Source organism: Streptomyces sp. NPDC058239 (assembly GCF_042882185.1).
Classification (GTDB): domain Bacteria; phylum Actinomycetota; class Actinomycetes; order Streptomycetales; family Streptomycetaceae; genus Streptomyces.
On sequence record NZ_JBHVWS010000028.1, the window covers coordinates 76376 to 96065 of the forward strand.

The window sequence follows — 19690 nt, forward strand, 5'->3', positions numbered from 1 at the left end:
CCGGGCCTCCGTACGGCAGGTCCGGAAGGTCACCTGCCGTCCGATTGGATGCGGGCCGGGGCCACTGTGACTGGTTTGGACACCGGTCGGGGCCATCGGCCAGGTCTGGCATACACGGGTGTACGGAGTGCTGGTATCCGCCGAATGAGCGGTCTCACATCCGGTCTGTGCTTACGAACGGTCCTGCGCGGCAATACGTATCGGTATGTCGAGCCGCAGCCAGGAGGCTGGAGCATGAGCATCTGGTGGTCCCTCCATTTGCGGCGCGAGGCTGCGAGCGTTCCGCTCGCCCGTCGTTTCCTGCTGGGCGCGATGGAGACCGCGGGCGTGGATCCGGAGATCTCCTTCGACCTTTCGGTCGCGCTCAGCGAGGCCTGTGCCAACGCCGTTGAGCACGGCGGTGACCACAGGGTCCAGGGACAACAGAGCGTCGGCCCGGATCCGTGGGACGTATGGGACGAGCCGACGGGGACGGCCTGTGGGCAGTACCGAGTCACCGCTTATCTGGACGGCGAGAAGTGCCGTATCGAAGTCGCCGATTCGGGGCCCGGTTTCCCCGCCCGGCGCACTCTGCGCACTTCCGCGCAGCAGCACGATCCCCAGCTGTACCCGTCGCTCAGTGCGGAGAACGGCCGAGGTCTCTGTCTGATCGAGCAGCTTGCCGATCACGTCCACTTCGGCAACCGTCCCGGCCGTGGCGCCGTGGTGAGTTTCGACAAGATCCTGAAATGGCGGAAGGGCGCCCTGCTCATGGTGTCCTGAGCGGGGCGCCCTTCGACGCGTGGAGGTCCGTTGCCGGACGTTCCGGATCAGCCCTTGAGCTGAGCCATCCACGCCTCGACCTCGTCGGCCCGGCGCGGCAGCTTGTCGGAGAGGTTCCGGTTGCCGTCCTCGGTGACGAGGATGTCGTCCTCGATCCGGACGCCGATGCCCCGGTACTCCTCGGGGACGGTCAGGTCGTCGGTCTGGAAGTACAGACCGGGCTCGACCGTGAGGCATACGCCGGGCTCAAGCGTTCCGTTGACGTACGCCTCGGTGCGCGCGGCGGCGCAGTCGTGGACGTCCATGCCGAGCATGTGGCCGGTGCCGTGCAGCGTCCAGCGGCGCTGGAGGCCCAGCTCCAGGACCTTGTCCACGGACAGGTCGCCCAGCAGGCCCCACTCGACGAGCTTCTCGGCGAGCACGCGCTGCGCGGCGTCGTGGAAGTCGCGGTAGTCGGCACCGGGCTTGACGGCTGCGATGCCCGCTTCCTGGGCCTCGTACACGGCGTCATAGATCTTCCGCTGCAGCGGCGTGAACGTGCCGTTGATCGGAAGGGTGCGCGTCACGTCGGCGGTGTAGAGGTCATTGGTCTCCACACCGGCGTCGAGCAGCAGCAGCTCGCCGGAGCGCACCGCGCCGTCGTTGCGCACCCAGTGCAGGGTGGTGGCGTGCGGGCCGGCCGCGCAGATCGAGCCGTAGCCGATGTCGTTGCCCTCGATGCGGGCGCGCAGGAAGAAGGTGCCCTCGATGTAGCGCTCGCTCGTCGCCTCGGCCTTGTCGAGAACCTTGACGACGTCCTCGAAGCCGCGTGCGGTGGCGTCGCAGGCCTTCTGCAGTTCCGCGATCTCGAAGGCGTCCTTGACCAGTCGGGCCTCGGAGAGGAAGACGCGCAGTTCCTCGTCGCGCTCCGCGGTGACCTTGTCGGTCAGCGCGGCCTCGATGCCGGCGTCGTGGCCGCGGACGTTACGGACCGGGCCGGTGGCCTCGACCAGCGTGGCCGGGAGCTCGCGCACATCCTTCGCCGGGATGCCCAGCAGCTGCTCGGCCTCGGCGAGGGAGTGGCGGCGGCCGACCCACAGTTCGCCCTGGCCGTCGAGCCAGAACTCGCCGTTCTCGCGGTTGGAGCGCGGCAGCAGGTGGATGGTCGCCTCGTGGCCGTCCTGGGTCGGCTCCAGTACGAGGACGCCGTCCTGGGTCTGGTCGCCGGTGAGGTACGCGTACTCGGTGGAGGCGCGGAAGGCGTACTCGGTGTCATTGGAGCGGGTCTTCAGCTTGCCCGCGGGGATGACCAGACGCTCACCGGGGAAGCGCGCGGAGAGCGCGGCGCGGCGGGCGGCGGTGTGCGCGGCCTGGGCGATGGGTTCGAGGCCGTTCAGCTCGGTATCGGCCCAACCGGACTTCATGTTCGCGGCGAGTTCATCGGAGACGCCCGGGTACAGGCCGTTCTTCCGCTGCTTGACCGTCTCTTCTTCTTCGGTCTCCGGGTTCTCCGGGGTGAGCTCCTCAGCCACGATTTGTCTCTCCTTGATACGACACTGGACCCCGTCCATCGTACGGGCGTGCGGAAGGGGGCACAGGGCCGGAAGACCTGTTACACAGCTTGACCGGGGCGGGTTGCACAGCGCAGTCGGGGCGGCTCGGCCGGCTCAGTCGAAGCGCGCGGCCAGAATGACCACGTCCTCCGTGCTGCTGCCCTGGTCTAGCCCGTTCGGCAGCACGGTCCGCAGCACATGGTCGGCAACGGACCCGGCGTCGTCACGCAGCGCCTTCGGTACGCACGCCGCCGCCGTGTGGAGCCGTGCGAACGCCCGGTCCACCGAGTCACCGGTGCGGCGCAGCAGCCCGTCGGTGTAGAGGAGTACGGTCTCGCCGGGCGCGGGAGTGATCTCCACGCTGGGCGCCTCCCAGCAGGCGAGCATGCCCAGCGGTGCGGAGACCGAGGTCTCGATGAACTCGGTGCGCCGGTCGCCGATCACGAGCGGCGGGGTGTGGCCGGCGCCGGCCAGCAGGATCTTGCGGCGGGCGGGCTCGCAGTAGGCGAACAGGGCGGTTGCGGAACGGGCGGGTTCGGTCAGCCGCAGCAGCAGTTCCAGATCCGAGAGCACGGCGACCGGATCCTCGCCCTCCATCACCGCGTACGCCCGCAGACCGGCACGCAGCCTGCCCATGGCGGCCAGGGCGCTCGGGCCGGAGCCGTTCACCGAGCCCACGGCGAGACCGAGCGCACCCTCCGGCAGCGCCAGCGCGTCGTACCAGTCGCCGCCACCCTGCGGTGCCGTGCGATGGCGTGCGGCCAGCTGTACGCCGGTGACCCGGGGCAGTCGGCTGGGCAGCAGCTCCTCCGTGACGGTGGCGACATCTGCCCTGGCCCGCTCCAGCTCCAGCAGCCTGGCCAGATGCTCGCCGGCGTATCCGGCGTAGAGGCCGATGAGGTGGCGCTGGCGTTCCAGTGGTTCGGCGGGTTCGTCGTACAGCCAGACGGCGGCACCGAGTCTGCCGGTCGCCTCGGCGGTGAGCGGCAGGGCGTAGCTGGCGGCGTATCCGAGCCGGGCGGCGACCTCGCGGCGGCGGGGATCCAGGCTGGTGTCGCCGAGCAGATCGGGAGTGGTCTGCGCGCCTTCGGCGTCCGCCAGTCCTTCCAGGATCCGGCCGTAGGAGGTGGCGCTGCGCGGCACCGTCTCGATGTGCCCGAGCTCGGCATGGGCGAGTCCGAGGCCGATGGTGCTTACGGGGCCGCGGTGGTCGGACGGTTCGAAGACGACCAGACCGCGGCGGGCACCGACCAGGGCGGCTCCGGCGTCCAGCAGTTCGTGCAGCGCATCGTCGAGCGTGCTGGTTCTGGCCAGTCGCTCGGTGAGTTCGTGCAACGTGGTGAGGTCGGATACCCAGCCGGCCAGCCGGTCCTGGATGAACGCTCCGGAGGCGGCCGGTACTTCGGACAGAGAACCGGCAGTGTGCGCTGAAACAGGAACCATGGGATCGATTCCAGCCACTTTCGGCAGGTGCGGGGCGCTCATGGCAGTCGGCTTTCCCACCGGTGCGTTTCGTCGAATAGCATCGCAAACCCCCATGTCATTCTGCGCCGCTATCAGTGCATCCACATGTACACGTAGCATCCACATGTACACGCACAAGTAAGGCCATGTCCAGCATTGTCCCTGCGGGATTTGTGGTGTCCAAGTGACTCATAAGTTGGCCAAAAAATGCACCCTATGGCGGCTATTTGCGGTCGACTGGGTGTGCTCGACAGGGGGTGTTCTCGGGGTGAAGTCCCAGAGGGAGCGTCATTTCGGGCATGCTGGGTACGTAATCGATGATGGCCAGGGGCAGTTCTGATCGCCCCGGAACCTGGCAGCGGGCCCGGACGTCCTCATCTGTGACGGCCACGCCCCCACCCCCGAGTGGCGGGGTTTGCACCTTGGGACGGCAGGCGCGATATGTGCGCTGCTCCTCGCCATGCTTGTGTCCGGACCCGTCTCGCCCCTGCTCGACCCGGCTCAGCGCATGCTCGGTACCGACGACCCACCCGTACCGCAGATTTGAAGAGCATGTACGCACAGTGAAGTGATGAACGCGCATTGTGATGTGCGCGTGGTGTGATGTGGACCCTCGGCGTTCAACGGAAAGGAACGAGCGCTCATGCGCGAGATCCTCGGAAGGCGACGCAGGCTCCGGCGCAGGGCAAGGCCCGCCCAACTGGACGCGGTCCTGACCTGTGCCACCGCATGGCAGTGGCCCGTGCTCCCCGGAGTGGGACTGGAGGCGGCCGGTGGTCGCGGTGGCCGTGGCCGTGGCTGTGCCTGTCCCGATCCCGAGTGCGCCGTACCCGGCGCACACCCCTTCGATCCAGGTCTCCTCGCGGCGACCACCGACGAGCGCATGGTGCGCTGGTGGTGGGCCAACCGGCCCACCGCCCCGATCGTGCTGGCCACCGGCGGACGCGCCCCGTGCGCGCTGAGCCTGCCGGCCGTGGCAGCCGCCCGGGCGCTGGCCGAGCTGGACCGGATGGGCACGCGGCTCGGCCCCGTGGTGGCGACGCCGACCCGGTGGTCGCTGCTGGTCGCTCCGTACACCCTCGAACGGCTCGGCGAGCTGCTGCACGCCAAGGACCGGGTGCCCAGCTCGCTGCGTTTCCACGGCGAGGGCGGCTATCTCGTCCTTCCGCCGTCCGAGGTGGGGGCAGGGCAGGTGCGCTGGGAGCGGGCCCCTTCCCCGATCTCCCGGCCGCGCCCGGACAGGGGAGAGCCTGTCCCCGGATCCGCCGCGCCGTGGCTGCCGGATGTGGGGGCGGTACTCGACGCACTGGTCGAGGCGAGCGACAGCGCACCGGACGGCGGAAGCCGGCTCGCCTACTGACGAGTGGTCGGCGGGCGGTTGACGGGTGCGCCGCACCCGTGGGGGCGGAATCCGCGGTCGGCTCACTCGTTCGGACGTGAGCCGACCCGAGTTCCCGGTGTAAAAGGCGTGCGGCACCAGGATGTTCATATTCCGCTGAAATCTCCGACGGACCGTCAGGAATTCGGGCGAAGCCGACAGGTATCGACGGACGCCGACAGGTGAGGTCGCGTGATTGTCCGCGTGATCGGTATGGCGGGTGTGACAGCGTTCACGGTCCGGCTCCGCGCCACCTTCTCCCGTTTTATTCCGGCCGCTCCATCGGCCCCGGTCTCATGCCGGCCAATGCAAAGTCTGCCGCTGCAAAGTGCGTCGGTGCAGGGATTTCTGACGGACCCTCGGGGACCTTTTCGAAGCATTTTTCGAAGATTTATTCGAATAACTCCGTGGAGGGGTATCCATAAGGGAGTTCCGGCTTCTGTCCGAGGGCGGTCGCTCCGGCGGAAGCGGCGGTGCGTCGGTGGAGGAGGCTCCACTGTCGATGGTGGCCCGTCGTCAATCCGGGCTCTGTCGTGCCGGGTTGACGACGGTGTGCAGGCGCTGGGCTGTCGGGGCCCGACGTGGAGGCGAGGAATGGGCTGCACCGGCGAGGGGATCGTGCGCGGGCTCGTGCGCCGCGTCGCGCGCTGTGCGCCGTACCGGGAAATGAGGATGCCCGGTCGCTGGCGACGGGGGATGCACCAGCGACCGGGCTTCTAGAACGGTAACAAGAGATCTGCCGTTCGCAAATTCGATCTCGTGTATTAGGACAGTGATTTACCTACGAGTACGGCGAGTTGTGACATGCGTCACCGAACGGACCCGGGGGTTGTCACTGTCAGCTGAGTGTCACTTGGCGGTTGGTGAGCCCGCCACGGGCCCGCCGCTCCTCGGCGGTGAGCGGTGCGTCCGAGGCGAGCGCCGCCGTCAGCCGCTCCGCGAGCTCGGTCGCGGGCTTCTCGCACTCCGCGGCCCCCATTGCGCTCGGCAGATCCCAGACCGGGACCATCAGCCCGTGCGCCCGGAAGGAGCCGACCAGCCGCGTCCCCTCGCCCAGCGAGGAGGTGCCTGCGGCGTGCAGCCGGGCGAGCGCGTCGAGAAGCTGCTCCTCGGGGTGCGGCATGACCCAGCGCAGGTGGTTCTTCTCCGGGGTCTCGCACCAGTACGCGGCGTCCACGCCGGAGAGCAGGGTCGTCGGGATCGCCGCCTCGTTCGCGCGCTCCAGGGATGCGGACACCTCGGGCGTGGCGTTCTCCGCGTCCGGAACCCAGAACTCGAAGCCGGAGTGGACAACGGGCTCGAACGCCGCATCGGGGTCGAGTACGTCCTGCAGCCGCGGACCGTCGGCCGGTGCGCGCCGGGCGGCCACGGGCGAACCGGGCTCGGCGGCCAGCGCCCGCTGCAGTGTGTCCGCGAGGTCACGGCTGAGGTCACCGGACGGGGTGTCGTTCTGCAGGGCGAGCAGCACCGAGCCGTCGTCGCGGCGGAGCGCCGGCCACGCCATGGGCAGGACGGTCGCGAGAGTCACGGAGGGCACACCCTCGGGCAGCCCGCCCTTCAGCGTCAGCTCGACCGTTGCCGCGGGTACCAGCTCACGCAGGGCGACCCAGTCGCACTCGCCGGCCAGGCCCTCGAAGGGGCGGTGGACGAGCTCGGTCACCGCGTGGGCGGCGGCGCGGCCGTGACACGCCTTGTAGCGGCGGCCCGAACCGCACGGGCAGGGCTCGCGAGCCCCGACCACAGGGATCTCGCCGTCCTTGAGTTGCTGCTTCCCGGCCTTGGTCTGAGGGCGCTTCTTGGCCATGGTGGGCTTTCTCCCGATTGCGACAGTGCGGTCTGGGCCGCGAGCCTAGCGGCCCGTGTCGCGTCCGGGACACATCCGCCTGCGCGCCCGGCGGTACGGGAGTGCGGAACGCCCGCGCGTACGCCAGTCCATCGACACGTGTGCCGGTACGGGCGCTCGTACCGCCCCGTCGGCACCGCAGACATCCGTACCCGTGCGGGAACGTCAGCCCATGTCGTCGAAGGCGTCCGCGAAGCCCAGCCCGTCGAGCCCCGACACACCCTGGACTCCGGACACCCGCCCGTGCCCCTCGCTGACGAGGACCCAGACGGTGACCTCGCCGGACGAGCTGTCGCGTACGCCCCACTCCTCGGCGAGCGCGCTGATGATGTTGAGCCCGCGGCCGCCGCGCGCCGTCACCGACGGTGTGGCCGGAATCGGTCGGGTCGGACCGCCTCCGTCCGTCACTTCGACGGTCAGGCCGCCCGTTCTGTCCACGCGCCATGCGGCGCGGATGTCGCCGTCACCCACATCTGTGTGTCGCCCCAGCGGCCTGCCGTGCCGACAGGCATTGCTGAGTAGTTCGGAAAGGATCAATACAGCATCGTCGACGACCGAATCCGGCACCCCGTAGCTGCGCAATTGCTCGCGCATCCGGTGCCGCGCCTGACCCACGCCCGCAGGGCCATGGGGTACGGCCATGCTCGACGACGTGGGCACTTCCTGTGCCACCACCAACGCCACCCCCGAGACCTCCTTTGCCCCACGCCACGGAGTGGATGCCCTCCTGGACTGGACCGGAAACCGGCCAATCGCCTGCCAGTGACGCACTCGTAACGATCGAATACGGTTCGAATGCGCCGGTGTACTCCGTGTAACTGATGTTAAGAGCGTCCCAGTTGTGACAGAACCTGTTTCGGGCGGTTCGTGATGATTGCCTCGACGCCGAGATCGATGCAGAGCTCGACGTCCTCAGGTTCGTTGACCGTCCAGACGTGCGCGCGATGGCCCGCACGGTGCAGCCGCTCGATGTAGCCGGGGTGACTGCGTACGATCCGCATCCCCGGGCCGGCGATCCGTGCCCCGGCCGGCAGTCGTCCGTCACGCAGGCGTGGCGAGACGAACTGCATCAGATAGACGGTGGGCAAGCTGGGGGACGCGGCCTGGATGCGGTGCAGGGAGCGTGCCGAGAAGCTCATGATCCGTACCGGCGAAGGGCCTTCGGCCGGCGGGACGTCGAGTTCGAAGTGCTTCAGCAGATGCAGCAGCCGCTCCTCGACCTGGCCCGCCCAGCGGGTGGGGTGCTTGGTCTCGATGGCCAGCTGGAGCGGGCGCCCGGCTGCCCGTGTCTCGGCGACCAGTTCGAGCAGTCGCTCCAGAGTCAGCACGGAGGTGAGCTCCCCCGGTACCGGATCCCAGTCCGGGGACTCCGACTCCCCGCGGTCCTTCCAGGAGCCGAAGTCGAGGGCGGCGAGCTCGGAGAGCTCCAGCGCGGAGACGGCGCCGCGGCCGTTGGAGGTGCGATTCACCCGGCGGTCGTGTACGCAGACGAGGTGGCCGTCGGCGGTGAGCCGCACATCGCACTCCAGCGCGTCCGCGCCGTCCTCGATTGCCTTCCGGTATGCGGCCAGGGTGTGCTCGGGGGCGTCGTCGGACGCGCCTCGGTGGGCGATGACCTGGATGGAATGGTGCGTGGATTGCTGCCGTGCGTGGGTCACTGCGTCATGGTGTCACCGAGAAGCGACTGCTGTGTACAGCTCGCGCCACGGGTGTCCGCACCTTGCGACGCGGCTGTGGGTGCCTCGTACCGGGAGACCGTTTTGCCGGATGTAAAGATTGCTGTGCGGATGCACAGGTCCTGCTTACAGTGGCCTGACGTGCCTTGGGAAAAGCTGTCCCGGGACACGTACACAGCGGATCTCTTGCCGAAAATGATGTGGAACCGAGGAGTAAAGAGCTGTGAGCACAGAGAACGAGGGCAACGAGGGCACTGCGGCCGAGGCCGTTCCGTCCGTTCCGTCCGCACCTCCAGTGCCGGCCGATGCTCCTCAGGGGCCACCTGAGAGCACGCCCGCGTCCACGCCCGACGCCCCGGCGTACCCGCAGAAGCCGGACGCGGCCGCCGCGCAGCTGTCGCCCCAGGCGCAGCAGCCGTACCCCCCGACGGAGGAACCGGCCGCCGCGACCACCCCGATGGCTTCCGTGCCGGGTACGCCTCCCCCCGGGCTCCAGTCGGCCGCCGCGGCCAACTGGCCCCCACCCCCTCCCGCCGTCCCCGCATACGCGCACCACGGCGTGGACGGCGGCGGTGCCGGTCCGCTCTGGGGCGCCCCGGCCCAGCTCGACTCCCCCGAAGGCCCGCGCAAGCGGGGCATGGGCGGCCTGGTGGCCGCGGTGGCGGCGGCGGCGCTGATCGCGGGCGGTATCGGCGGCGCCCTCGGCTACTGGGCGGCCGACCGGAACGACAGCTCCAACGGTTCGACCACGGTCGCGGCGTCGGCCAACCCGCAGGACCTCAAGCGTGAACCCGGCACGGTCGCGGGCGTGGCCGCCAAGGCGCTGCCGAGTGTGGTCACCATCGATGCGCAGGGCGGTGACGGCGAGGGCGGCACGGGCACCGGCTTCGTGTACGACAAGGAAGGCCACATCCTCACGAACAACCACGTGGTGGCCTCCGCTGCGGACAACGGCCAGCTCACGGCGACGTTCTCCAACGGCAAGAAGTACGACGCCGAGGTGGTCGGCCGGGCGCAGGGCTACGACGTCGCCGTGCTGAAGCTGAAGAACCCGCCGTCGGGGCTCACCCCGCTGACCCTCGGCAACTCGGACCAGGTCGCGGTCGGTGATTCGACGATCGCGATCGGCGCCCCGTTCGGTCTGTCCAACACGGTGACCACGGGCATCATCAGCGCCAAGAACCGCCCGGTCGCCTCCGGCGACGGTGCCGGTGGCAGCAACTCGTACATGAGCGCCCTGCAGACCGACGCCTCGATCAACCCGGGCAACTCCGGTGGCCCGCTGCTCGATGCGCGCGGCGCGGTCATCGGCATCAACTCGGCCATCCAGTCGACCGGCAGCAGTGTCGGTCAGACGCAGGCGGGCTCCATCGGCCTCGGCTTCGCAATCCCGATCAACCAGGCGGCGAACGTCGCCCAGCAGCTGATCAAGACCGGCCAGCCGGTCTACCCGGTGATCGGCGCCACGGTCACGATGGACGAGAGGACCGGCGGCGCCGCCATTCCCGACCAGGGCACGGGCGGTACTTCAGCCGTGGCGAAGGACGGCCCCGCCGACAGGGCCGGTCTCAGGGCGGGCGATGTCATCACGAAGTTCAACGACACCGTGATCGACAGCGGCCCGACTCTGATCGGCGAGATCTGGACCCACAAGCCCGGCGACCGGGTGACACTGACCTACAAGCGCGACGGCAAGACGGCAACGGCCGAAGTCACCCTGGGGGAGCGCAAGGGCGACAGCTGACCGGCTAGGCTGTCCTCGCGTCAACCTCGGCCCATGGGCCGAGGGCGCGGGGTGGGTTGCCCGAGCGGCCTAAGGGAACGGTCTTGAAAACCGTCGTGGCAGCGATGTCACCGTGGGTTCAAATCCCACACCCACCGCACCTCGGCCGATGAGGCCGGTTGAGAAGGGGTGCCCGGAGCTTCCGGGCGCCCCTTCTCCGTTTCCCGTGCGATTCGCGAGACCTTCTCGATTCGGGGGAGGATCCCTGATCCGTCAGCCCGTGGTGAGGCGGGCCGCCGAGGCGATGGTGGCGCGGGCTTCGCGTTCGGTGAGGCCGGTGCGGACGGCGGCGTGGGTGAGGGCGTCCGCCAGGGCGTCGCCGAAGCCGTGTTCGTAGGCGCGGCAGGCTGCCCAGAAGAGGCGTGTGTTGCGCTGGCCCTCGCGTGCTGCCAGGACGAACCGGACCAGTCCCCGGCCCCGGTCGGTCCGGGGCGTGGGGTGGTGGGGGCGCGCGGGGGGCGTGAGCAGGCGGAGGAGTGCGCGGGGGCACGGGGCCGGCGGGAGGTCGGCGGTGCCAGGGGCGAGCCGGTAGGTGCCATGGGTGGTGACCGAGCCCGGGCCCACCAGGTAGCCGCCGGCGCCGCGGATGTCGATTCCGGGGGCGAGCCGGCTCGCGGAGTTCGGTACGCAGACGCCGGGCGGGCCGGTCAGCCAGATGTGGCGGCCGCCGCTGGGGGTGAGGACCGTGACGGTCGGCGGGATGGTGAACAGGTGGTGCAGTGCCAGCTGCTGGAGGGAGACGGCGGAGTCGTTGCCGCCGGTGGTGTCGATGTCCAGGTCGATGCCGATGAGGTGGTGCGGGGGCCGGCCGCAGGCGATGCCGTAGCCGGTGGCCCAGGGGGCGGCGGCGAAGAGGGCGCGTACGGCGGCGGGGTCGGTGGTGGCGTCGTGGACGCCGTGTCCGGGAAGGCCGCAGGCGCCTCGGCAGGTGACCGGCCGGTCTTCGTTCCGGTGCGGAGACGGCAGGGCGGGGAGCTTACCGGCGGAGAGCGGGATGACGGGGAGCCCGCGCTCGGCGGCGGAGAGCGCGTGGGCGAGGGCCAGGATGGCGGTCTGCCGGGCGGTGATGGCCATGGTTCTATTTTCGTACAGGTGTTCGAAGAAGGGAAGGGGGGTGGGGGACCGACGGGTCGGGTGCCGGAGCGCTTCTTCTCTTGGGGCGTGCGGGATCGGGTGCCCCGGTGGGGGTTGCAGGGGGCGTAGGAGGGGTGTGAGCTGGCGCTTTGGGGGCGCGGGAGGGTTTATCAGGTATTCCTCATGCTTGCGGGGGAATCGGATCACGTGGGTGGTTCGCCGGGCATTCGGTGGGCAACTCTGGTCTCGCGACGTCGTGACCAACACCGGGGTGGTCGGCCAACTGCCTCGGGACAAGCCGTACTTCCGCTTCCTGGAGGAATTGACATGGCAAGCATCCGTACCGCTCGTGCCCTCGCCGCTGTTGCAGCTCTGCCCCTTGCCGCCGTGCTCTTCAGCGGCGCTGCCCAGGCCGACAGCGGCTCGTTCGCGAACGACGGATCGAACGCGGCCGTTGCGACGGTCGTCGGCAGCGGCGTCGGTGGCAACAACTCCGGTAATTCGTCCACGTCACAGCAGCAGGCCGTCGGCTCCGGAGCGTCGAACCAGAGCAACTCCGCGCAGGTGAACGGATCGGCGTTCACGGCGATCCATCAGCACAACGAGAACGTCGTGGTGAACTTCACCAATCTCTGGTGACCCGGGACCGGCCATGGGCCGGTCGGGGGGTCGGGTCACGGCTGGTTGAACAGCGGCCTGCGCAAAGGAACTTCGGTGTCCTTGTGCAGGCCGCTTCGCGTTGCCCTGTGGCCGCGCAGAGGCGTCGGCGACCTTGACATCGAGTACAGATCTGACGGACAGTCAGAAACCGAGACCCTGATTCGTACGCCCGTGTCCGGGAGGAAGCCGCAGTGCACCTCGCCCAGACGGAGCGTCAGCGACAGCTGCGCGCCGAACTCCGTACGTACTTCAGCAAGGTGATGCCCGGGAGGGACGCGAGGAAGGGGCCCGGGGCCGAGGACCCGGCCGAGCAACGCCGACTGCTGCGCCGGATCGGCGCGGACGGGATGCTAGGACTCGGCTGGCCCGTCGAATACGGCGGCCGGGGCCGCGGCCCCGACGAGCAGTTCGTCTTCTTCGACGAGGCCTATCGGGCAGGTGCGCCCGTTTCTATGGTCACCCTCAACACCGTCGGGCCGACGCTGATGAAATACGGGACCGAGGAGCAGAAGGCGTACTTCCTGCCCAGGATCCTGAGCGGTGACGTCGTCTTCGCCATCGGCTACAGCGAGCCGGAGGCCGGTACGGACCTCGCCGCGCTGCGCACCAGGGCCGTGCGGGACGGCGACTCCTGGGTGATCGACGGGCAGAAGATCTTCACCAGCAATGCGCAGAACGCCGACTGGATCTGGCTCGCCTGCCGCACGGACCCGGATGCACCCAAGCACCAGGGCATCTCGATCATTCTGGTCCCGACGGACGCCCCGGGGTTCGCCTGGACGCCGATCGAGACCGTGGGCGGGCTGACCACGACATCCACCTACTACGACGCGATACGGGTGCCCGCCACTCATCTGGTCGGTGCGCAGAACGGCGGCTGGGGGCTGATCACCAACCAGCTGAACCATGAACGGGTGGCTCTCGCCGCCATCGGAATGCAGGCCGAGGACTTCTACGAGGCGGCACTCACCTTCGCTCGCACCCCCGACCCGCTGACGGGACGGCGTCCGGTGGACGAGCCGTGGGTGCGGACCCGGCTGGCCGAGGCGTACGTCCGGCTGGCGGCGACGCGCCTGCTCAACTGGCGGCTGGTGGGGGAAGTCGGGGCGGGTTCACTGGCCCCGGGCGAGGCGAGCGGCGTGAAGTTCGTGGGAACCGAGAGCGCTGTCGAGGTGTATCGGATCTGCCAGGAAATCACGGGCGAGGCCGGGACGATCCGGGGCGGTTCGCCCGGCTCCTTCGGGGACGGGGAGCTGGAGCGGATGAACAGGGCGGCGCAGATCAACACCTTTGGGGGCGGAGTGAGCGAGGTGCAGCGGGAGATCGTCGCGACGATGCGGCTCGGAATGAAGAGGGGCAAGCGGTGACGGGCGCGCGGGAAGGGCGGGAAGAACAGGGCGAGTCGGACCGGTTGTACGGGCGGCTCAAGGAGTTCGAGGGGCGTGCCGCCGCGACCGCGGGTGTCGGCAAGGACCTCGTCAACGAGCCGATGATCAGGCACTGGTGCGAGGCGATGGGGGACACCGGCCCCGCCTACACGGGGCCGGAGGCAATCGCCCCGCCGACGATGCTGCAGGCGTGGACGATGGGCGGCCTCTCGGGGCACACCGACCGCTCCCAGGCGTACGAGGACCTGTTCGGCCTGCTCGACGGCGCGGGGTACACCTCGGTGGTCGCGACCGACTGCGAACAGGAATATCTGCGGCCGCTGCGGCCCGGTGACCGGATCACGTTCGACGCGGTGATCGAGTCGGTCTCGGAGCGGAAGACGACCAAGTTGGGGACGGGCTACTTCGTGACGACGCGGATGGACGTCCGCGCGGAAGGGGAGCCCGCCGGGACGCACCGCTTCCGGATCCTCAAGTACACACCGGCAGCGGTGAAGCGTGCGGCGCCCCGCGGCGGCCGGAGCCTGCGCCCGAGGCCGGTGATCAACCGGGACAACGCCGGGTTCTGGCAGGGTGTCGCCGAGCACAGGCTGCTGATCCAGCGGTGCGGCGAGTGCGCGACGCTGCGTTTCCCCTGGCTGCCCGGCTGCAACGGGTGCGGCTGCCAGGAATGGGACACGGTCGAGGCGAGCGGCGAGGGCACCGTCTTCAGCTACGTCGTGATGCATCACCCGTCCTTCCCCGCCTTCAGCACCTCCGCGGAGGGCGGGCCGTACGCGGTGGCGCTGATAGAGCTGGCGGAGGGCGTGCGGATGGTCGGCAATGTGGTCGGCGTGCCGTACGACAAGGTGCGGACGGGAATGCCGGTGCGGCTGGAATTCCTCCGTACGGACCCGGAGTTGGAGCTTCCGGTCTTCCGGGGAGGTGAGGGCTGACATGGACTTCGCACCCACCGAGGAGCAGACCGCGGCACTGGGGCTGGCGGCGCAGATCTTCGGGGATCTGTCGACGCACGAGCGCCTGGCCGGAGCCGGCACGGGGACGGACGCCGAGCTGTGGAAGGAGCTCTGCGCGGCCGGACTGACCGCAGCCGTGGAGGAGATCGGGCTGCTGGGCCTGGTGCTCCTGCTGGAGGAGCAGGGCCGGACGACGGCGCAGGTGCCGTTCGCGGCGAGCTGTGTGTACGGGCTGCTCGCCGTGGCCGGCCACGGCACGGACGAACAGCGGGAGCGACTGCTGCCTCCGCTGCGGGACGGCACGGTTGTCGCCACCGGGGCGTTCCCGGCGCGCGGCGGGATACGGGCGGACGGCGAGGGGCGGCTGAGCGGCAGCATGCCGTACGTGCCGTGGCTGCGTGACGCGGGCCTCGTTCTCGTCGCAGACTCGGACCGGGGGCTGTGGATCGTACGGACCACTGATCCGGGTGCGGCGACGGAGCCGGTGGAGACCACGGCGCCGTGGTCGGCGGCGCGGCTCGTCCTGGACGGGGCGCCCGGGGAGCGGCTCGGTGGCGCCGGGGCGTACGAGGCGGTGCTGGCCACGAGCCGGACTGCGTTCGCCGGGTTGCAGGCCGGGGTGTGCGCCGGTTCGCTGGCCAGGGCCGTCGCCCACACGAACACGCGGGAGCAGTTCGGGCGCCCGCTCTCCACCAAGCAGGCGGTGCTGCTGCGCGCCGCCGACGCCCATATGGACACCGAGGCGATACGCGTCACCGCCTACGAGGCGGCCTGGCGGTACGACACGGGACTGCCGTACGGACCGCAGGCCCTGACCGCCGCCTGGTGGGCGTCGGAGGCCGGAAAGCGGGTGGTGCACGCCGGACAGCATTTGCACGGCGGAACGGGCGCGGACCTCGACCATCCCGTACACCGCCACTTCCTCTGGGGCCGTCAGCTCGACGCCTATCTGGGATGCGGCAGCGAAGTACTGCAGGAGATCGGCCGGTCGTTGGTGAAGGAGGGACCGGAGTGAAGGTCGGTGAGGAGCTGGCGCCGCTGGAGATCGCGGTGACCCGCACGCTGATCGTGGCGGGCGCCATCGCCTCCCGCGATTACCAGGACGTGCACCATGACGCGGAACTCGCCCGGGAGAAGGGCTCCCCGGACATCTTCATGAACATCCTGACGACCAACGGCCTGGTCGGCAGGTACGTCACCGACCGCTTCGGTCCGTCGGCGGTGCTCCGCAAGGTCGCCATCAGGCTGGGCGTGCCCAACTATCCGGGGGACACCATGGTCCTGAGCGGCACGGTCACAGCCCTCGGCGACGACGGGACGGCCGAGGTGTCGGTCGTCGGAGCCAACGGTCTCGGCAGGCATGTCACCGGCACGGTGACCATCAGCGTTCCGGAGGGGGTGGCATGAGCGTACGCAGGGCCGACTCGCTCGGCGGCAGGGCGGCGATCGTGGGGATCGGGGCGACCGAGTTCTCCAAGGACTCCGGGCGCAGCGAACTCAAACTGGCCGTCGAGGCGGTGCGGGCCGCCCTCGACGACGCCGGGCTGACCCCTGACGATGTCGATGGACTGGTCACCTTCACCATGGACACCAGCCCCGAGATCACCGTCGCCCAGGCGGCCGGCATCGGGGAGCTGTCGTTCTTCTCCCGCGTCCACTACGGGGGCGGGGCGGCCTGCGCCACCGTCCAGCAGGCGGCCCTGGCTGTGGCGAGCAAAGTGGCCGACGTCGTGGTCTGTTACCGCGCGTTCAACGAGCGCTCCGGACGCAGGTTCGGTTCCGGGGTGCAGCAGCGGGAGCCCACCGCGGAGGGGGCGGCGCTCGGCTGGAACCTCCCCTTCGGGCTGCTCACGCCGGCCTCCTGGGTCGCCATGGCCGCCCAGCGTTATCTGCACACCTATGGGCTGACGCCGGATGTCTTCGGCCATGTCGCGGTCACCGACCGCCGCCATGCCGCCCGGAACCCCGCGGCGTACTTCTACGGGAAGCCGATCACGCGGGCCGACCATGCCGCATCGCGGTGGATCGTCGAACCCCTGCGACTGCTCGACTGCTGTCAGGAGACCGACGGCGGCCAGGCGATCGTCGTCACCAGCGTGGAGCGGGCCCGGGATCTGCCGCAACCGCCCGCCGTGATCGTCGCCGCCGCCCAGGGGGCCGGGCGGGCGCAGGAGCAGATGACCAGCTTCTACCGCGACGATCTGACGGGCCTGCCGGAGATGGGGGTGGTCGCCCGGCAGCTCTGGCGGAACTCCGGCCTCTCCCCCTCCGACATCGATGTGGGCATCCTCTACGACCACTTCACACCGTTCGTCCTGATGCAGCTGGAGGAGTTCGGCTTCTGCGCACCGGGCGAGGCCGCCGACTTCGTCGCGGCCGACGCGCTGCCTCTGAACACGCACGGCGGCCAGCTGGGAGAGGCGTATCTGCACGGGATGAACGGCATCGCGGAGGCGGTCCGGCAGATCCGGGGCTCGTCGGTGAACCAGCTGTCCGGGGCGGCCAGGACCCTGGTCACGGCAGGTACCGGCGTGCCCACCTCGGGACTGATCCTGGGCGCGGACGACTGAGTGCGGGTCAGCTGCCCGAGTGGGGTGCCGTCCGGGCCCGGGCAGGGCATCGGGGGCGACCCTGAGCCCTGATGACGACGACTCCACCTACAGGAGGTGGAGCAGGCCCCACCCCTACACCCTGAGGCGGACGCGGTTTCGGGACCTGGGGCCGATCCCCGGGACGGCGCCCGCTCCTAGCGTGGAACCATGACCACGTCAGTCTGCACGGGCACCTCCGGGGGAGCTGCCACCATCGGACACGTCCCGTACGCCGCGCGCACTCCGTACGCCTCACGGGCTCCGCACGCCCCGTATCCGTCGTTCTCCTCGTTCGTACGGGCCCGGGGGCCCGTACTGCTGCGTGCCGCGCGCTCGCTCACCGCGAACCCGAGCGATGCCGAGGACCTGCTGCAGACCGCGCTCACCAAGACGTATGTCGCCTGGGAACGGATCGAGGACCACAGGGCGCTCGACGGATATGTCCGCCGGGCACTGCTGAACACCCGGACCTCGCAGTGGCGCAAGCGCAAGGTCGACGAGTTCGCCTGCGACGAACTGCCCGAGCAGGAGGCATCGCCGGCTCCCGACCCCGCCGAGCGCCAGACGCTCCACGACGCGATGTGGCGTGCCGTGCTGAAGCTTCCGGACCGGCAGCGGGCGATGGTGGTCCTGCGGTACTACGAGGACCTGAGCGAGGCCCAGACGGCCGAGGTGCTCGGGGTGTCCATCGGCACGGTGAAGAGCGCGGTGTCGCGGGCGCTCGGCAAGCTCAGGGAGGACCCGGAGCTGGCTCCGGTGCGGTGAACCCGGGTGGCGGCAGCGTGCCGGAGAGGCCTGATTTTGCCGAACGACACCGATTCGTACTCCCGGGACTAGTGACATACCGCATGGTATGTGAGCAGAATCAGCGGAACCCTACTGCCGCGTAGCGCCCACCGGGAGGACGCCGTGCTGAGCACCATGCAGGACGTACCGCTGACTGTCACCCGCATCCTCGAACACGGGATGACCATTCACGGGAAGTCCCAGGTCACGACCTGGACCGGCGAGCCCGAGCCGCAGCGACGCAGCTTTGCCGAGACAGGCCGGCGGGCCACGCAGCTCGCGAACGCGCTGCGCGACGAGCTCGGTGTCGACGGCGACCAGCGGATAAGCACCCTCATGTGGAACAACGCCGAGCACGTCGAGGCGTATCTCGCGATCCCTTCGATGGGCGCGGTCCTCCACACGCTCAACCTCCGGCTCCCCGCCGAGCAGCTGATCTGGATCGTCAAGCACGCCGACGACAAGGTCGTCATCGTCAACGGCTCCCTGCTGCCGCTGCTCGCGCCTCTGCTCCCCCATCTCACGTCGATCGAGCATGTGATCGTCACGGGGCCAGGAGACCGTTCCGTCCTCGACGGCGCGGCGCCCCGGGTGCACGAGTACGAGGAGCTGATCGCCGGCCGCCCGACCAGCTACGACTGGCCCGAGCTCGACGAACGCCAGGCCGCCGCCATGTGCTACACCTCCGGCACCACCGGTGACCCCAAGGGCGTCGTCTACTCCCACCGCTCCATCTACCTGCACTCCATGCAGGTCAACATGTCCGAGTCGATGGGCCTGACCGACAAGGACACCACGCTGGTGGTCGTCCCCCAGTTCCATGTGAACGCATGGGGTCTGCCGCACGCCACGTTCATGTCCGGCGTCAACATGCTCATGCCGGACCGGTTCCTGCAGCCCGCCCCGCTCGCCGACATGATCGAGCGCGAGAAGCCGACCCATGCCGCCGCCGTCCCCACCATCTGGCAGGGGCTGCTCGCCGAGGTCACCGCCAACCCGCGCGATCTCACCTCCATGGCCCGCGTCACCATCGGCGGCGCAGCCTGTCCGCCCTCCCTCATGGAGGCGTACGACAAGCTCGGCGTCCGCCTCTGCCACGCCTGGGGCATGACGGAGACCTCGCCGCTCGGCACCATGGCCAACCCGCCCGCCGGGCTGACCGAGGAGCAGGAGTGGCCCTACCGCGTCACCCAGGGCCGCTTCCCGGCCGGCGTAGAGGCGCGGCTGGTCGGCCCCGGCGGCGAGCATCTGCCGTGGGACAACGAGTCGGCCGGTGAGCTTGAGGTGCGCGGCCCCTGGATCGCCGGTGCCTATTACGGGGGCGCGGACGGCGAGGCCCTGCGCCCCGAGGACAAGTTCAGCGAGGACGGCTGGCTGAAGACCGGTGACGTCGGCGTGATCAGCGAGGACGGCTTCCTCACCCTCACCGACCGGGCCAAGGACGTCATCAAGTCCGGCGGCGAATGGATCTCCAGCGTCGAGCTGGAGAACGCGCTCATGGCGCACCCGGATGTGGCCGAGGCGGCGGTCGTCGCCGTCCCGGACGAGAAGTGGGGCGAGCGTCCGCTCGCGACCGTCGTCCTCAAGGACGGTGCCACCACCGAGTACGAGGTGCTGAGGAACTTCCTCGCCGAGTCCGGCATCGCCAAATGGCAGCTGCCGGAGCGCTGGACGATCATTCCGGCGGTGCCGAAGACGAGCGTCGGCAAGTTCGACAAGAAGGTGATCCGCAAGCAGTACGCGGAGGGTGAGCTGGACATCACCCGGCTCTGACCCGACCCGGTCGGGGAGCACGAC

General features: G+C 69.7%; 17 protein-coding genes and 1 tRNA gene. 12 read left to right on the forward strand and 6 right to left on the reverse strand.

All coding sequences use genetic code 11. From position 1 onward, the window contains the following. Positions 1-234 precede the first annotated feature (234 nt). Positions 235-762: an ATP-binding protein gene (locus tag ACFVYE_RS27055; RefSeq protein ID WP_389607526.1), complete on the forward strand. Its 528-nt coding sequence runs from the start codon at positions 235-237 to the stop codon at positions 760-762. Positions 763-809: 47 nt separating this feature from the next. Here the strand turns inward: ACFVYE_RS27055 and ACFVYE_RS27060 are convergent, their stop codons facing one another. Together ACFVYE_RS27060 and ACFVYE_RS27065 are read right to left on the reverse strand one after the other, a co-directional pair. Then, positions 810-2273, reverse strand: coding sequence for an aminopeptidase P family protein (locus ACFVYE_RS27060; RefSeq protein WP_383963913.1), 1464 nt, complete (start codon positions 2271-2273; stop codon positions 810-812). Positions 2274-2408: 135 nt separating this feature from the next. Further along, positions 2409-3833 carry a PP2C family protein-serine/threonine phosphatase gene (locus ACFVYE_RS27065; protein WP_383963911.1) on the reverse strand — a complete coding sequence of 475 codons (1425 nt, stop codon included), beginning with the start codon at positions 3831-3833 and terminating at the stop codon, positions 2409-2411. 568 nt (positions 3834-4401) lie between these two features. Here ACFVYE_RS27065 and ACFVYE_RS27070 point away from each other — a divergent pair. Further along, complete coding sequence (locus tag ACFVYE_RS27070) at positions 4402-5118, forward strand: bifunctional DNA primase/polymerase (RefSeq protein WP_383963908.1); 717 nt, start codon at positions 4402-4404, stop codon at positions 5116-5118. 856 nt (positions 5119-5974) lie between these two features. Here ACFVYE_RS27070 and ACFVYE_RS27075 read toward each other — a convergent pair. The 3 genes from ACFVYE_RS27075 to ACFVYE_RS27085 form a co-directional block, all read right to left on the reverse strand. Beyond that, positions 5975-6940 carry a DUF5926 family protein gene (locus ACFVYE_RS27075; RefSeq protein WP_383963905.1) on the reverse strand — a complete coding sequence of 322 codons (966 nt, stop codon included), beginning with the start codon at positions 6938-6940 and terminating at the stop codon, positions 5975-5977. Positions 6941-7144: 204 nt separating this feature from the next. Next, positions 7145-7750, reverse strand: a complete 606-nt coding sequence (locus ACFVYE_RS27080; protein WP_383963902.1) for an ATP-binding protein — start codon at positions 7748-7750, stop codon at positions 7145-7147. A gap of 53 nt (positions 7751-7803) precedes the next feature. Then, positions 7804-8637: a glycerophosphodiester phosphodiesterase gene (locus ACFVYE_RS27085; protein ID WP_383963899.1), complete on the reverse strand. Its 834-nt coding sequence runs from the start codon at positions 8635-8637 to the stop codon at positions 7804-7806. Positions 8638-8878: 241 nt separating this feature from the next. Here ACFVYE_RS27085 and ACFVYE_RS27090 point away from each other — a divergent pair, with 241 nt between their 5' ends. Beyond that, positions 8879-10399: a trypsin-like peptidase domain-containing protein gene (locus ACFVYE_RS27090; protein WP_383963896.1), complete on the forward strand. Its 1521-nt coding sequence runs from the start codon at positions 8879-8881 to the stop codon at positions 10397-10399. Positions 10400-10449: 50 nt separating this feature from the next. Continuing rightward, a tRNA-Ser gene (locus ACFVYE_RS27095) sits at positions 10450-10536 on the forward strand. 115 nt (positions 10537-10651) lie between these two features. Here the strand turns inward: ACFVYE_RS27095 and ACFVYE_RS27100 are convergent. Beyond that, positions 10652-11512 (reverse strand): bifunctional DNA primase/polymerase, encoded by an 861-nt coding sequence (locus tag ACFVYE_RS27100; protein ID WP_383963893.1) that lies wholly within the window; start codon positions 11510-11512, stop codon positions 10652-10654. 327 nt (positions 11513-11839) lie between these two features. Here ACFVYE_RS27100 and ACFVYE_RS27105 point away from each other — a divergent pair, with 327 nt between their 5' ends. The 8 genes from ACFVYE_RS27105 to ACFVYE_RS27140 all read left to right on the forward strand — a co-directional run bounded on the left by ACFVYE_RS27105 (position 11840) and on the right by ACFVYE_RS27140 (position 19666). Further along, positions 11840-12151, forward strand: coding sequence for a hypothetical protein (locus ACFVYE_RS27105; protein ID WP_383963890.1), 312 nt, complete (start codon positions 11840-11842; stop codon positions 12149-12151). Positions 12152-12363: 212 nt separating this feature from the next. After that, positions 12364-13539 carry an acyl-CoA dehydrogenase family protein gene (locus tag ACFVYE_RS27110; protein ID WP_389607527.1) on the forward strand — a complete coding sequence of 392 codons (1176 nt, stop codon included), beginning with the start codon at positions 12364-12366 and terminating at the stop codon, positions 13537-13539. Continuing rightward, complete coding sequence (locus tag ACFVYE_RS27115) at positions 13536-14495, forward strand: bifunctional MaoC family dehydratase N-terminal/OB-fold nucleic acid binding domain-containing protein (RefSeq protein ID WP_383963884.1); 960 nt, start codon at positions 13536-13538, stop codon at positions 14493-14495. Before ACFVYE_RS27110 ends, ACFVYE_RS27115 begins: the two co-directional genes overlap by 4 nt. A 1-nt stretch (position 14496) precedes the next feature. Next, positions 14497-15531, forward strand: coding sequence for an acyl-CoA dehydrogenase family protein (locus tag ACFVYE_RS27120; protein ID WP_383963882.1), 1035 nt, complete (start codon positions 14497-14499; stop codon positions 15529-15531). Next, entirely contained in the window at positions 15528-15923 is a 396-nt protein-coding gene (locus ACFVYE_RS27125) for a MaoC family dehydratase (protein ID WP_383963879.1), read from the forward strand. The genes ACFVYE_RS27120 and ACFVYE_RS27125 overlap by 4 nt, the downstream gene beginning before the upstream one ends. Next, positions 15920-17086 (forward strand): lipid-transfer protein, encoded by a 1167-nt coding sequence (locus ACFVYE_RS27130; RefSeq protein ID WP_383963877.1) that lies wholly within the window; start codon positions 15920-15922, stop codon positions 17084-17086. Before ACFVYE_RS27125 ends, ACFVYE_RS27130 begins: the two co-directional genes overlap by 4 nt. Before the next feature lie 189 nt (positions 17087-17275). Beyond that, on the forward strand, positions 17276-17872 hold the full coding sequence (locus ACFVYE_RS27135) for a SigE family RNA polymerase sigma factor (protein WP_383963874.1): 597 nt from the start codon (positions 17276-17278) through the stop codon (positions 17870-17872). 144 nt (positions 17873-18016) lie between these two features. Next, positions 18017-19666, forward strand: a complete 1650-nt coding sequence (locus ACFVYE_RS27140) for a long-chain fatty acid--CoA ligase (RefSeq protein ID WP_383963988.1) — start codon at positions 18017-18019, stop codon at positions 19664-19666. The last annotated feature ends 24 nt before the right edge of the window (positions 19667-19690 follow it).